At 49.1% G+C, this 15,749-nt stretch carries 6 protein-coding genes and 1 tRNA gene; 1 reads left to right on the top strand and 6 read right to left on the bottom strand.

Annotated features, from left to right (window positions below; genetic code table 11):
• Positions 1-10: 10 nt before the first annotated feature.
• From AC3FZD_RS12050 to AC3FZD_RS12025, 6 genes are all read right to left on the bottom strand, one after another.
• Positions 11-541, bottom strand: coding sequence for a DUF4330 domain-containing protein (locus AC3FZD_RS12050; protein WP_488736261.1), 531 nt, complete (start codon positions 539-541; stop codon positions 11-13).
• A gap of 177 nt (positions 542-718) precedes the next feature.
• A tRNA-Met gene (locus tag AC3FZD_RS12045) sits at positions 719-795 on the bottom strand.
• A gap of 49 nt (positions 796-844) precedes the next feature.
• Entirely contained in the window at positions 845-1,792 is a 948-nt protein-coding gene (locus AC3FZD_RS12040) for an asparaginase (RefSeq protein ID WP_488736260.1), read from the bottom strand.
• 37 nt (positions 1,793-1,829) lie between these two features.
• Positions 1,830-2,330: a CGLD27 family protein gene (locus AC3FZD_RS12035; RefSeq protein ID WP_488736259.1), complete on the bottom strand. Its 501-nt coding sequence runs from the start codon at positions 2,328-2,330 to the stop codon at positions 1,830-1,832.
• 15 nt (positions 2,331-2,345) lie between these two features.
• Positions 2,346-2,777 (bottom strand): ribosome silencing factor, encoded by a 432-nt coding sequence (rsfS, locus tag AC3FZD_RS12030; RefSeq protein WP_488736258.1) that lies wholly within the window; start codon positions 2,775-2,777, stop codon positions 2,346-2,348.
• 105 nt (positions 2,778-2,882) lie between these two features.
• The gene (locus AC3FZD_RS12025) at positions 2,883-4,121 is read right to left on the bottom strand and encodes a glycosyltransferase family 4 protein (protein WP_488736257.1); all 1,239 of its coding nucleotides are present in this window, start codon (positions 4,119-4,121) and stop codon (positions 2,883-2,885) included.
• A gap of 496 nt (positions 4,122-4,617) precedes the next feature.
• Here AC3FZD_RS12025 and AC3FZD_RS12020 point away from each other — a divergent pair, with 496 nt between their 5' ends.
• Positions 4,618-15,726, top strand: coding sequence for a CARDB domain-containing protein (locus tag AC3FZD_RS12020; protein WP_488736256.1), 11,109 nt, complete (start codon positions 4,618-4,620; stop codon positions 15,724-15,726).
• Positions 15,727-15,749: the final 23 nt, after the last annotated feature.

Here is a 15,749-nt window from a genome sequence, read left to right as displayed (position 1 = left end):
ATTGTATCAGTTATTGAGGAACGCGAACTTCAATCACACTGCCATTAAAGTTATAACTAAACCCTTCTAATTCTACAGGAGTGCCAATTTTGAGTTTACTGTTGCCCAAAACTACCCCATTATCCGTAATTTGGGCATTTCCAGTTAGGGTCATTAACATATCTAGGGAGAAGCGGCTATCTTCTCTGGGATCGGATAAAGCTTTAATCGTGCCATTAGGCTGGGGAACCAGTACGGGACGTTCCAGAGGTTCGACGGATTTAACTTTTACTGTTCCGTAGGGTTGATTACGGATAATGATATTGGTTTTCTGGCTCTTGCGAAATTCCTCAATTAAAGCATCTGGACTGCGTACACTTAACCCCCGAACGATAACATCGACTTCTACGGGTTTGGTAGCGACTCCCACTTGGGCAACCGAGCCAGAGGTTCCTGGATAGAAGAAAATGCCGAATAAGACTAGGCCAATGACGACTAGAGCGCCTAGATCGAGAATAGAGAGTTTACCAAATAAACGACCTTTTGAATCTAACAGTGCCATAGGGAGATAGAACGAGTAAAGGGTTAATTCTTGGCTCAGAATACCATGAGTGATATCCAGTCGGGTGAGTTTGGGGGGATAGAATTAGGGCTGTTGTAGATGAGCTTCAATTGTGCATAAAACAGTTTAACCCTACTAACTTGTTAGCAGGGTTTTTAACTGTGTTAATTTAGAATTTGGTGGCGGGGAGCGGATTTGAACCACTGACCTTCGGGTTATGAGCCCGACGAGCTACCAGACTGCTCTACCCCGCGTTACTTCATCTAGTATAGATCGGGGATTGAGATTGTGCAACCTTTTGGTCTAAATTAGGGATAATTCTCCACTAACTTCTAGCCGTTTATAGTCTCCAAGGGTCATAAACTGTTCTCCGAGGGTATCTGCGGCCATAGGAGTGATCCAGCCTAATTCTTTGAGGGCATGAATGGCGGCGGCATATTTGGCCCGTTTACTGCCGTCAGTGACTTTAATGGCTAAACCCATGCCTTCACCGATGCGGCCAATGCATTGAATGCCTTCAGCTCCAGATTTGCTGATCAGTTCTCCTTGGGTGAGGCGCATAAGTTCCGTATCAAAGGTTTCTTCTCCGGCTACAAATTCGGGATAATGGGTCATGGCTCGCACGACTCGTTCTAAGTCGAGATGCTCGCCGGAGGCTAACTGAGCGTATAAGGTGGCCATTTGTCCAAGTTGCATGTAGTAGGTGGGTGCGCCACAGTCATCATGGACACCGATGAGTTCATCGGGGGGAAGTCTGAGCAGTTCGGCGACTCTGGATAGGATCAGTTGTTGGACGGGATGATTGCGGCGTAAGTAGTTTTCTTTCATCCAATGGCGTTGTTGACAAACAGCTAACATGCCTGCATGTTTGCCTGAACAGTTATGTTGGAGGGCGCTTTGAGCGCCGGGGGGAATGGGACATTGGAGGGCGGTGGGTTCAATTTCGCAGCGCCAAAGAATGTTAAAGACTTGCCTAGCTTGCTGGGTTGTGCCTTGATGGGAGCTACAAATGATGGCTAAATCGCGATCGCTCAGATTATAGCTCTCTAGGGTTCCACTGCTGGTTACGGCTGAGGCTTGAAAGGGTTTGAGGGCAGACCGAATGAAGGTGGCAGTTTCTGGATCTCCAGCAGCAGAAAGCACTCGTCCTTTGTCGTCGCAAACTACGGCTTGCGTGCAGTGGGTAGATTCTGTAATGCCTTCCCGGAGAAGACTAACTTGTAAGGTGGCGGTACGTTTTCCCCTGGTCATGAGTTTATCAATGGATGAATAGAAAATCAGGTAATGATTAGAAACAGACCCAACTAATGGCTTGAGTACCTAAAAGTGTGCCTAGTCCGGCAAATGTCCAATGAAGACGTTTGAGGATGGGTTTGACTTGGTAGGTGACGATCAGTTGGTCTTGGGTGAGGCTTTCTGGGGATTTTTCCCAGATTTGACCATCATACCAGCCGGATTCTTCGTAGGAGACGGTGGGACTGTTGAGGCGATCGCCGATATATTTCCATCCTAAGTATAAGCGCAGCAGGAGTAAAATTAGGATTAAACTCGCTCCGGCACTGGCGCAGAGGGTAAAGTGCATGGGGTCTTTGCTGATTGGGAAACTGGCCGCAGCTACTGGCCCGGTAATTACCCAGCTTAATCCCCAAATCCAAATCACCTTCAACCAATATTGGTGAGGGTCTAGGGTTCCCCAGCGAAAGAATCCCGATTCTTTGAGTGCTTGATATTCTTGGAGGGGTTGTTGTTCGTCTGGGACAGGACAGGGCCAGGTATTATTTTCCATCATCGGGCTTTGCTCTCTCTATGAGTCCTTGGGTTTAAAGTCTACGGGTTCGGCATGACTCCAGAAGGCATCGAGGTTATAAAATTGCCTCTCTTGGGGGAGAAAGATATGGACAATTACTTCTCCAAAGTCTTGTAAAATCCAGCTCCCTTCGGCTTTTCCTTCGGTTCTTAAGGGGAAGCGCTGGAAGCGTTGTTCTACACTATCTTCGATCGCTCTGGCGATCGCTCGTACTTGAACGGTCGAAAATCCAGTCACCAATATGAAAAAATCCGCTAAGTAGGAGACTTCATCGACTTTGAGGATCGCTATATCTGCACCTTTACGGTCATCAGCAGCTTCAGCTATGGTTAGGGCCATGCGCTGACTCTGCTCTAAGGAAAGGGGGTTAGAGGGGGTTGAAGGGGGAATCGAGGAAGGTGAAAGAGGGGTTTGGCCAAAGTTGGACATGCAAACTAGATTAAGAATTAGGACACTATTGGGGTTATCTCAGGAATCTTTATCTTAACTGAAGATCTGGGGAGTGGGGAGTGGGGAAGATGGAGAATGCTGAGATTACCCATTACCGATTATCTCCTCAAATAGACTTTCATAGCGATTGAGCGCTTGTTCAAGGGAAAAGTTTTGTAGGGCATATTCTCGCCCTTGTTTACCTAGTCGTTCCGCTTCGGTGGGATTATGATAGAGTTGGGCAATTTGCTCCGCTAGGGCTTGACCGTCTTCTGGGGGAACCACTACTCCACCCCCACTATCGCGAACCGCTTTGGCTGCGGTTCCATCATCGGGAACCGAGGCGACAATGGCTCGACCACTGGATAAAATTAGGGGAATTTTTGAGGGTAGGTTAAAGGTTGTAACGCGCTGTTTTTGGACGACTAATCCGATGTTAGCCGCAGCATACATTTGGGGCAGGGTTTCGCGGGGTTGGAAGGGGAGCAGTTTAACATTTTTAACTTTGAGGCGATCGCATTCTGTTTGCAAAGCGCCCAAGGCTTTTTGTTCTCCTACAATCACAAATTGAATCGCTTCGAGATGTTGGAGTTGGGCAGCGGCCTCAATGACCGTACTGAGTCCTTGGGTGAGGGCAATATTTCCAGCATAAAGAATGATGAATTTACCATTAAGTTGGTGTTGTGTCCGAAAGGGATTGGGTTCTTGGGGAAAGGGACGAATGAAGTTGACATCAACCCAGTTGGGAATACAGGCGATTTTGCGATCGCTAATTCCTTGGGACAGTAATTTATCTCGGAATCCTTCCGCTATGACACTAATCTTGGCTGACGTAGAATAGGCCAGAGTCTCTAAACTTTCTGCCATTTTGAATAGCACCGACTCCCGTTTGAGTAAGCCCACTCTAACCGCCGCTTCTGACACGATATCTTGCAAATTGAGTACCACTGGAGAGCGTCGAGAGGCAGAAAAAAGACTCACAGGAATGGAAATTGGCAAGGGAGGAATCGTAGCAAACACGACATCCGGTCGCCATCCTCGATAGGCTTGGACTACACTACTGGCAATAAAGCTGCCGTCAAGTAAAAGGCGATCCAATAATCCGGGTTTTGGCCCCTTGATATAAACATAACTGCGTTGAATGGTGACTTTGTTTTTGACTTCAGTTAGATAAATTTTACCGCGATATCCCTCATATACTTTTCGTTCTGGATAATTGGGCATTCCCGTTACTACGCGCACCTGATGCCCTCTCTCTGCTAGACCTTCAGCTAACTCCGTCATCAATGGGGCAATCCCAATCGGTTCTGGAGCATAGTTATAGGAATAGATTAGAATTCGCATTGCATAAGACCTTGAACGGATAGGATGTGAAGCACCCATAAAATCAACCTTACAAAAAAGTTTACACAATTGTAACGTAGGTTTCAGATAGTCGTACAGTATAAGTATTATAAATCACTAAAAATACCACCTATTCCTTCGTGAAATCTTTGTTTCTTAATATTAAGATTTAGCCCACCATCAATTGCCAAATAATTTTAGTTCGATATATAATTAAAGAATATCTATTCAGGGTGTACAACCACTCTTGGCTTTTAAAAGAGTGGTTAACGTTTTATTTTGTCTTGTTGGTCTCAATTATCAGGATGCTATCAATCTATTTTGAATTGCAATCGTTATATCGATCTCAATCCAAGAATAGAGTCCCAGAAACAGATTTTCCTAACTCCATAACAGGGGTTTTAGCGCTCTTTTAGCAGTAAAAAAGAGCTGTTAAAAATCCTTCGGCGATCCTATTTATTTAGTTCAAAATCATCAGATCCAATCTACCATAACCATGTCTAACTTATCCTCATTTCCTCTTTTTCGGAAACAGATTGCCTTTCTCGATCCCCAGGTTAAAGATTATGCCCTTCTCCTCAAGGGGATTGAGTCGAACGTAGAAGTGGTCATCCTGGAAAAAGATCAAGATGGAATTGAGCAAATCACCCAGTATTTGAGAACCGATCAGGAAAACTCTATTGAATCCATTCACTTGATTTCCCATGGAACTTGGGGACAGATTCACCTGGGTTCTACTCAACTCAATCTAGAAAGCCTGCCCTACTATAGCCAAACCCTACAAAGTTGGTCAAATATCCTGAGTCAATCAGCAGAAATATTACTGTATGGGTGTCGAGTGGCAGGAAATGCGATCGGTCGGTCTTTCGTCGATCGCCTCAGTCAATTAACGAAAAGGGCGATCGCCGCTTCCACCACCCTAACCGGAAACACAGCGTTAGGTGGAACCTGGGATCTGGGATATCGGACAGGAGAGACGCGATCGAAGTTGGCATTAGACGAGGGGGCGATCGCCACCTACCCCCATACTCTTAATGCCGACCTAGAAATTACCGGAGTAACCATCAGTAACAATGTTCCCAACGTTGGGAACACTATCACCTACACCATTACCCTCTCCAACAACGGGCCCGATAATGCCACAGGAGTAGAAATTACAGACGCACTACCGAGCGGACTCACTTTTTCAGGTAGTACACCGAGTCAAGGAACCTACGACAATACAACAGGAATTTGGACAGTCGGTAATATCAACAACGGTAACAACGCCACCCTGAAAATTAAGGCAACCATTAATTCTGGTACTAGCGGCACGATCCTGAGTAACACGGCTCAAATCACTGCTTCCAACCAGGCCGACCCAAACGCCACAAATAACCAAGCCACAGCCAATACCTTTGTAGGTAATATCCAACCCAATCCCTTCTATTCCGTTAGTGGCGATCCCTCTACCCTGTCTCTAGTTGATATTACGAACGGAAAGCAGACGGTTATTCCTGGAGGACAGCTTGCCTTTCGCACTTTTGCGATTACTCGCGATAGTGTAACAGGACGAATTTACTATGTGGGAGAGCAAACTAATGCTGCTTCTCCAGTAGGTTCTCAAGTAGGTTATTGGGATCCTGAAACTCAAACCAAAACCACTCTCCCTCAGCGAACAGGTGTAAATGTTCAGTTCCTCAAACTAGCTCAAGCTCAAGATACTACAATTTATGGTTTAACTGGAAATACTCCAAACCTTTATAGCATTGATCCGATCACTGGAGCAGCGACAGACTTAGGCGCAATATCAGGAGGAACTCCAGCCTTCACCGCAGGAAGTGGCGATGCTGCTTTCGATCCTAATAATTCAAATATCCTCTATGTTTCTGTAGTCGCTGGTGGACAATTAAGACTTTACCAAGTTGACATTACCACTCGGGCTGCGACCTACGCGGGGGCAGCCGGAATCAACAATGTTGATAACTCTGGGTCTCTCGGCTTTGGAGCAGACGGTAACCTTTACGCAGTTATTAGAGCGAACAGCAAGGATAGTGAAAGACGTTTTGTCCGGTTCGAGCTAGACGCTACTGGTAAAGTTCAGACTGTTACAGAGATTCTACTCCCCAGCGACAACTCTGGTGACTTCGGAACACTTCCTACTCCAACTCCAGATGTAGACTTCACAATTACTAAAACTGACGGTGTAGATAATATTGCTACTGGAGCCAGTATCACTTATACCATTAGCCTCACCAATAACACTCTCCCCAATCGTGTTGTCGGCTTAATTGTCCAAGACTCTATTCCCACAAGTGGTGTTGACATTGACTCCTGGGATGCTGAAGTCACCAATAATTCAGGACAATCCAAGATAATTAATGGTGCTTCTGGCACGACCAACGAAATATTCACCAGTCTCAATATCGGGCCAAATGACACCTTGACTATTCTTGCACGAGGAACAGTCATCGCTCCTGCTGGAACCCCGATGACTCCAAGCACGATTATAAACACTGTAGAAGTTCCAGGAATCAACGACACCTCTAAAGATGATGATATTCTCACCGACAGAACCAACGTCGTTGCTACCACTCCCCCCGACCTCAGCATTATCAAAACCGCCAGCAGCAACTCCGTAACTGCTGGCAACCCCCTCACCTACACCCTCACCGTCAGCAACGCCACAGGAGGAGCCAGTGCCAGCAGCATCGAAGTCGCCGATACACTCCCCACCGGCTTCACCTACTCCAGTGCCACTGTCGAAAAAGGCTTCAGTGCTAGTGAAACAGGAGGTGTAGTCACCTTTAGTGGAGGGACTCTAGCCGCAGGCGAAACCGCTACCCTGACCATCATCGGTACAGTCACCGCTAGTGCCACTAACCCCTTCACTAACACGGCCACAGTTGACCCTAATAACACCATTGCCGAAAGTAACGAAAGTAATAACCAAGGTACAGTTACCCCAACGGTTACCATCCCTCAACCCGACCTCAGCATTATCAAAACCGCCAGCAGCAACTCCGTAACTGCTGGCAACCCCCTCACCTACACCCTCACCGTCAGCAACGCCACAGGAGGAGCCAGTGCCAGCAGCATCGAAGTCGCCGATACACTCCCCACCGGCTTCACCTACTCCAGTGCCACTGTCGAAAAAGGCTTCAGTGCTAGTGAAACAGGAGGTGTAGTCACCTTTAGTGGAGGGACTCTAGCCGCAGGCGAAACCGCTACCCTGACCATCATCGGTACAGTCACCGCTAGTGCCACTAACCCCTTCACTAACACGGCCACAGTTGACCCTAATAACACCATTGCCGAAAGTAACGAAAGTAATAACCAAGGTACAGTTACCCCAACGGTTACCATCCCTCAACCCGACCTCAGCATTATCAAAACCGCCAGCAGCAACTCCGTAACTGCTGGCAACCCCCTCACCTACACCCTCACCGTCAGCAACGCCACAGGAGGAGCCAGTGCCAGCAGCATCGAAGTCGCCGATACACTCCCCACCGGCTTCACCTACTCCAGTGCCACTGTCGAAAAAGGCTTCAGTGCCAGTGAAACAGGAGGTGTAGTCACCTTTAGTGGAGGGACTCTAGCCGCAGGCGAAACCGCTACCCTGACCATCATCGGTACAGTCACCGCTAGTGCCACTAACCCCTTCACTAACACGGCCACAGTTGACCCTAATAACACCATTGCCGAAAGTAACGAAAGTAATAACCAAGGTACAGTTACCCCAACGGTTACCATCCCTCAACCCGACCTCAGCATTATCAAAACCGCCAGCAGCAACTCCGTAACTGCTGGCAACCCCCTCACCTACACCCTCACCGTCAGCAACGCCACAGGAGGAGCCAGTGCCAGCAGCATCGAAGTCGCCGATACACTCCCCACCGGCTTCACCTACTCCAGTGCCACTGTCGAAAAAGGCTTCAGTGCCAGTGAAACAGGAGGTGTAGTCACCTTTAGTGGAGGGACTCTAGCCGCAGGCGAAACCGCTACCCTGACCATCATCGGTACAGTCACCGCTAGTGCCACTAACCCCTTCACTAACACGGCCACAGTTGACCCTAATAACACCATTGCCGAAAGTAACGAAAGTAATAACCAAGGTACAGTTACCCCAACGGTTACCATCCCTCAACCCGACCTCAGCATTATCAAAACCGCCAGCAGCAACTCCGTAACTGCTGGCAACCCCCTCACCTACACCCTCACCGTCAGCAACGCCACAGGAGGAGCCAGTGCCAGCAGCATCGAAGTCGCCGATACACTCCCCACCGGCTTCACCTACTCCAGTGCCACTGTCGAAAAAGGCTTCAGTGCCAGTGAAACAGGAGGTGTAGTCACCTTTAGTGGAGGGACTCTAGCCGCAGGCGAAACCGCTACCCTGACCATCATCGGTACAGTCACCGCTAGTGCCACTAACCCCTTCACTAACACGGCCACAGTTGACCCTAATAACACCATTGCCGAAAGTAACGAAAGTAATAACCAAGGTACAGTTACCCCAACGGTTACCATCCCTCAACCCGACCTCAGCATTATCAAAACCGCCAGCAGCAACTCCGTAACTGCTGGCAACCCCCTCACCTACACCCTCACCGTCAGCAACGCCACAGGAGGAGCCAGTGCCAGCAGCATCGAAGTCGCCGATACACTCCCCACCGGCTTCACCTACTCCAGTGCCACTGTCGAAAAAGGCTTCAGTGCCAGTGAAACAGGAGGTGTAGTCACCTTTAGTGGAGGGACTCTAGCCGCAGGCGAAACCGCTACCCTGACCATCATCGGTACAGTCACCGCTAGTGCCACTAACCCCTTCACTAACACGGCCACAGTTGACCCTAATAACACCATTGCCGAAAGTAACGAAAGTAATAACCAAGGTACAGTTACCCCAACGGTTACCATCCCTCAACCCGACCTCAGCATTATCAAAACCGCCAGCAGCAACTCCGTAACTGCTGGCAACCCCCTCACCTACACCCTCACCGTCAGCAACGCCACAGGAGGAGCCAGTGCCAGCAGCATCGAAGTCGCCGATACACTCCCCACCGGCTTCACCTACTCCAGTGCCACTGTCGAAAAAGGCTTCAGTGCCAGTGAAACAGGAGGTGTAGTCACCTTTAGTGGAGGGACTCTAGCCGCAGGCGAAACCGCTACCCTGACCATCATCGGTACAGTCACCGCTAGTGCCACTAACCCCTTCACTAACACGGCCACAGTTGACCCTAATAACACCATTGCCGAAAGTAACGAAAGTAATAACCAAGGTACAGTTACCCCAACGGTTACCATCCCTCAACCCGACCTCAGCATTATCAAAACCGCCAGCAGCAACTCCGTAACTGCTGGCAACCCCCTCACCTACACCCTCACCGTCAGCAACGCCACAGGAGGAGCCAGTGCCAGCAGCATCGAAGTCGCCGATACACTCCCCACCGGCTTCACCTACTCCAGTGCCACTGTCGAAAAAGGCTTCAGTGCCAGTGAAACAGGAGGTGTAGTCACCTTTAGTGGAGGGACTCTAGCCGCAGGCGAAACCGCTACCCTGACCATCATCGGTACAGTCACCGCTAGTGCCACTAACCCCTTCACTAACACGGCCACAGTTGACCCTAATAACACCATTGCCGAAAGTAACGAAAGTAATAACCAAGGTACAGTTACCCCAACGGTTACCATCCCTCAACCCGACCTCAGCATTATCAAAACCGCCAGCAGCAACTCCGTAACTGCTGGCAACCCCCTCACCTACACCCTCACCGTCAGCAACGCCACAGGAGGAGCCAGTGCCAGCAGCATCGAAGTCGCCGATACACTCCCCACCGGCTTCACCTACTCCAGTGCCACTGTCGAAAAAGGCTTCAGTGCTAGTGAAACAGGAGGTGTAGTCACCTTTAGTGGAGGGACTCTAGCCGCAGGCGAAACCGCTACCCTGACCATCATCGGTACAGTCACCGCTAGTGCCACTAACCCCTTCACTAACACGGCCACAGTTGACCCTAATAACACCATTGCCGAAAGTAACGAAAGTAATAACCAAGGTACAGTTACCCCAACGGTTACCATCCCTCAACCCGACCTCAGCATTATCAAAACCGCCAGCAGCAACTCCGTAACTGCTGGCAACCCCCTCACCTACACCCTCACCGTCAGCAACGCCACAGGAGGAGCCAGTGCCAGCAGCATCGAAGTCGCCGATACACTCCCCACCGGCTTCACCTACTCCAGTGCCACTGTCGAAAAAGGCTTCAGTGCTAGTGAAACAGGAGGTGTAGTCACCTTTAGTGGAGGGACTCTAGCCGCAGGCGAAACCGCTACCCTGACCATCATCGGTACAGTCACCGCTAGTGCCACTAACCCCTTCACTAACACGGCCACAGTTGACCCTAATAACACCATTGCCGAAAGTAACGAAAGTAATAACCAAGGTACAGTTACCCCAACGGTTACCATCCCACCCGTCGCCAACAACGACAGCAGCACCACACCCCAAGACACCAACGTTACCTTCAACATCACCGGTAACGACACAGATGCTGATGGCACTATCAACTCCAACACCGTAGACTTAGACCCCACCACTTCAGGTATTCAAAATACCCTTACCGTTGCTGGACAAGGAACCTTCACCGTAGACAACACGGGACAAGTCACCTTTGACCCAGAGCCAACCTTTGTGGGGACAGCCACTATTCCTTATACGGTTCAGGATAATGAGGGTAATACTTCTAATCAAGCCAATATCAGTGTTACGATTACAGGTATAAATAACAACCCACCAGATACACAAGATAAGTTATCTGCAACAATTCCTAATGATGAACCTGCTCCTGTTCCCACTCTGACAGCCACTGACCCAGATGTTGGTGATACCATTACTTCGTTTACCATCACCAGTATTCCTGACCCCAGTCAAGGGCAGCTTTTATTGAATGGCAACCCAGTTACGGTTAACCAACAACTGACTCCAGAGGAAGCGGCACAACTGGTATTTAACCCCAACCCTGCCTTTACGGGGAATGCTACTTTTAACTACACGGCAACAGATAACAATGGTAAGACGGACTTAAGTCCAGCTACGGTTACTATTCCAGTTGTAGCACCAACCCCTACTTCTCCCCCAGAAGCGCAAGATAAAACTGGAGAAACCCGCCCCAATGATGAACCTTCTCCAGTTCCCACCTTAACAGGAACTGACCCGGATAATGATGTGTCGTTCTTCACAGTGACGACGATTCCACCAGCAAGTCAGGGGACTCTGTTCTACAATGGGGAACCGGTTAAACCAGGTGATAAGTTTACTCCAGAGCAAGCTGGGCAACTGGTGTTTAACCCTAACCCCAATTTCACGGGGGATGTGACTTTTAACTATACGGTGACGGATGAAGCGGGTAATACTGACCCGACTCCAGCAACGATTACTTTACCTTTAGTAGCACCAACCCCTACTTCTCCCCCAGAAGCGCAAGATAAAACTGGAGAAACCCGCCCTAATGATGAACCTTCTCCAGTGCCAACATTGACGGGAACTGACCCGGATAATGATGTGTCGTTCTTCACGGTGACAACGATTCCACCAGTGAGTCAGGGGACTCTGTTCTACAATGGAGAGCCAGTTAAACCAGGCGATAAGTTTACTCCAGAGCAAGCTGGGCAACTGGTGTTTAACCCTAACCCCAATTTCACGGGGGATGTGACTTTTAACTATACAGTGACGGATGAAGCGGGTAATACTGACCCGACTCCAGCGACGATTACCTTACCTTTGACGGCTCCTACTCCCACTAACCCGCCAGAAGCGCAAGATAAAAATGGGCCGGTACGCCCTAATGATGAACCTTCTCCAGTGCCAACATTGACAGGAACTGACCCGGATAATGATGTGTCGTTCTTCACGGTGACGACGATTCCACCAGCGAGTCAGGGGACTCTGTTCTACAATGGGGAACCGGTTAAACCAGGTGATAAGTTTACTCCAGAGCAAGCTGGGCAACTGGTGTTTAACCCTAACCCCAATTTCACGGGGGATGTGACTTTTAACTATACGGTGACGGATGAAGCGGGTAATACTGACCCGACTCCAGCGACGATTACTTTACCTCTAGTTGCTCCCACACCAACTAACCCTCCAGAGGCAATAGATAGGAGTGGGCCCGTACGTCCCAATAATGAGCCGAGTCCGGTTCCTACTTTGACCGGAACCGATCCAGATGGTGATGTTTCGTTCTATACAGTTACTACGCTGCCGCCGCCGTCTCAAGGGACTCTGTTCTATAATGGTGTGCCGGTACAAGCGGGACAAAAGTTTACTCCGCAACAGGCGGGTCAATTGGTATTTAATCCGAATCCGAACTTTACGGGAAATGCCACATTTAACTATACAGCTACGGATAGTGTAGGGAATACGGACTTAACTCCGGCGACAGTAACTCTACCAGTAGCCGCCGCAGTAACAACTGCGCCACCAGAGGCTCAGGATAAAATCGCTCCTATTCGCCCGAATAATCAACCGAGTCCTGTGCCGACGCTGACCGGAACTGACCCGGATGGTGATGTTTCGTTCTTTACGGTTACTTCTATTCCGACACCACAGCAAGGAACTCTATTTTATAAGGGTGTGCCAGTACAACCGGGACAGACGTTTACGCCAGACCAGGCGGGGGAACTGGTATTTCAGCCCAATCCAAATTTTACTGGGGATGTAACGTTTGATTATACGGTAACGGATTCTGTGGGTAATACTGACTCCAGTCCGGCAAAAGTGACTTTACCAGTGTCTGGCCCATCGACGACACTGCCCCCGGAGGCGATTGATAGAAGCGGGCCGATTCGCCCGAATAATGAACCGAGTCCTGTGCCGACGCTGATAGGAACTGACCCAGATGGTGATGTTTCGTTTTTTACGGTGACTTCTATTCCGACACCACAGCAAGGGACGCTATTTTATAATGGTGTGCCAGTAAAACCTGGTGATAGATTTACCCCAGAGCAAGCGGGTCAACTGATTTTTAATCCTAATCCTAATTTTACTGGAAATGTAACGTTTAATTATACGGTAACAGATGGGGTGGGGAATACTGACCCGACTCCGGCTAGGGTGACTTTACCGATTCAAGCTGCGATTTCTAGTGTGCCGCCGGTTCCGCAGAGTGCGGAGGAACAGCCTGTACCGAATAATACGCCTAGTCCAGTAACGGCGTTGAATGCGTTTGACCCAGATGGTGAGGTGGCGTTTGTTGAGATTAGTTCTATACCAACTGCGGCTCAAGGGACGTTGTTTTATAAGGGTGAACCGGTGAAGGTGGGCGATCGCTTTACACCGGATCAGGCTCGCCAATTGGTGTTCGATCCGAATCCGACGTTTACGGGTAATGTACAATTCCAATTTGATGCGATCGATAATGCAGGAAATCGGAGTACCAATCCGGGAACGGTGACGATTCCTGTGCTTGGTGCAGCTCCTACAGCTCCTCCTGTAGCGAATTCAGCTACCAGCGAACCGATTGCTCAAGGAACAACAGATGGCGCTCCTGTACCAACTCTGATGGGTTCAGACCCGGATGGAATTGTTTCTTTCTTTACGATTCAAAATCCACCGACTCCAGAACAGGGGACGTTATTTCTCAATGGTGAACCTGTAGTTGCAGGACAATTGCTGACTCCAGAGCAAGCGAGCCAATTGAAGTTTGTTCCTAATCCGAATTTTACGGGAAATGCAACGTTTACTTTTCTGACTACGGATGAACGGGGCAATGTGAGCCGGGTTCCTGGGGTGATTACGTTGCCAGTGGTGGGACAAACAGTGGGGGGAACGCCTCAACCGGATGCAGGTGTGCCGCCATTTATTCTACCGGGGATTTTGCCAACCCCAGGGGGGAATCAAACGGTTTCGCAGGTGATTGAAACCTCTTCAACTCTATTGTTTTTGGGATTTGACTGGGGGGCGATTTTAGGGATTGGCTCCCATCTAGATTGTATCGATCAGCCTCCAGAGTTTTATGCCCCTTCGGAGGCGCGGGTTAATTTAAACCTAGAAGAACAGGACTTTTTTGGCACGGAGCAAGCGGAACTGCTGCGAGCCGATCATGATAATAACCGCATCTATGGTTATGGTGGCGCTGACTTGATCATGGCTTACCAAAGTAATGATACGGTGTTTGCGGGGACGGGTAATGATACTGCTTATGGTGGCAGATATCACGATATTCTGCTGGGTCAGGAAGGTGCAGATATTCTTCTGGGCGACCAAGATAATGATACGGTCTTTGGCGGCCCGGGTGATGATATTCAGTTTGGCGGCCAGCAGAATGATTGGCTGTTGGGGGGATTGGGTAATGATACAGCCATCGGCGATCGCGATAATGATTGGATATTTGGGGAAGAAGGCTATGATTCCCTCATGGGCCATTTCAACCAGGATATTATCTTTGGCGGTCTCAATAGTGACACGATTCACGGAGGACGGGGTTGGGATATCCTGTTTGGGGGTCAACACCCGGATACGATCTTTGGAGACTTAGGCAACGATACGGTACGCGGGAATCTGGGTAATGATTCCTTGATGGGAGGAATGCACCGAGATTGGATCTATGGCGACCAAAACCGGGATGTCGTCCACGCGGGACAAGGCCATGATGTGGTGTTTGGGGGCCAAGATGAGGATACGGTGTTTGGCGATCGCCACAATGATACGATCTCTGGGGATGATGGGGATGATTCCCTGATGGGGAATACCTGTTATGACGTGATGTTTGGCGGGCGTGGCAATGATACCATGCATGGGGGACAACAAACCGATCTGATGTTTGGGGGACAAAACGAAGACTCCATGTTTGGAGACCGGGGTCGGGATGTGGTCTCAGGCGATCGCGGTTTTGATATCCTGTTTGGTAACCTGGGCGGCGACTTTATGTTTGGCGGCACAGAACGAGATACTATTTTCGCCGGTCAAGAGGATGATTGGGCCTATGGCGGTCAAGATAGCGATCTCGTTAGTGGCGATCGCGGTAATGATATTGTATCGGGCGATCGCGGTAGTGACTATCTCCTGGGCAATCAAGATAATGATACAATCTATGGCTGCACCGAAGCCGACTGGATACATGGGGGACAACAAGATGATGTCCTCTATGGAGGAAAAGATAACGATACCTTAAACGGCGATCGCAATAACGACGTTTTATTCGGTGACCTCGATAATGACTCCCTGCTCGGAAACCAGCATCTAGACATTCTCTCTGGTGGAGCCGGTAATGATATCCTCTTTGGTGGACAACAAGAAGACACCCTTTATGGAAATCAAGGGGAAGATACCCTCAGTGGTGACTTGGGTAAAGATATTCTCTTTGGTGGAGAAGGAATTGATCTATTTGTTCTACGCACCGGAGCAGTTGCTGATGATATTCCTTCAGCGGATATTGTGGGAGACTTCAAAATTGGCCTAGACTTTATTGGTCTGACGGGAGGATTAACCTTTGTTGATGTTACTTTAGAGGTTTTGAACAATACCACCCTGATTAAAATCACTCAAACGAATCAAATTTTGGGTATAGTCAATGGCGTGACTCCAGATCAACTCATTCCAGCGCTTATTCCGGTCGATATTGCTTTGGTTTGATCGTCAAGAAAAAGTCCTTAAAC

This window comes from Roseofilum sp. KMC-1 (assembly GCF_057802075.1).
This window is presented reverse-complemented; position numbering and strand designations above follow the sequence as displayed.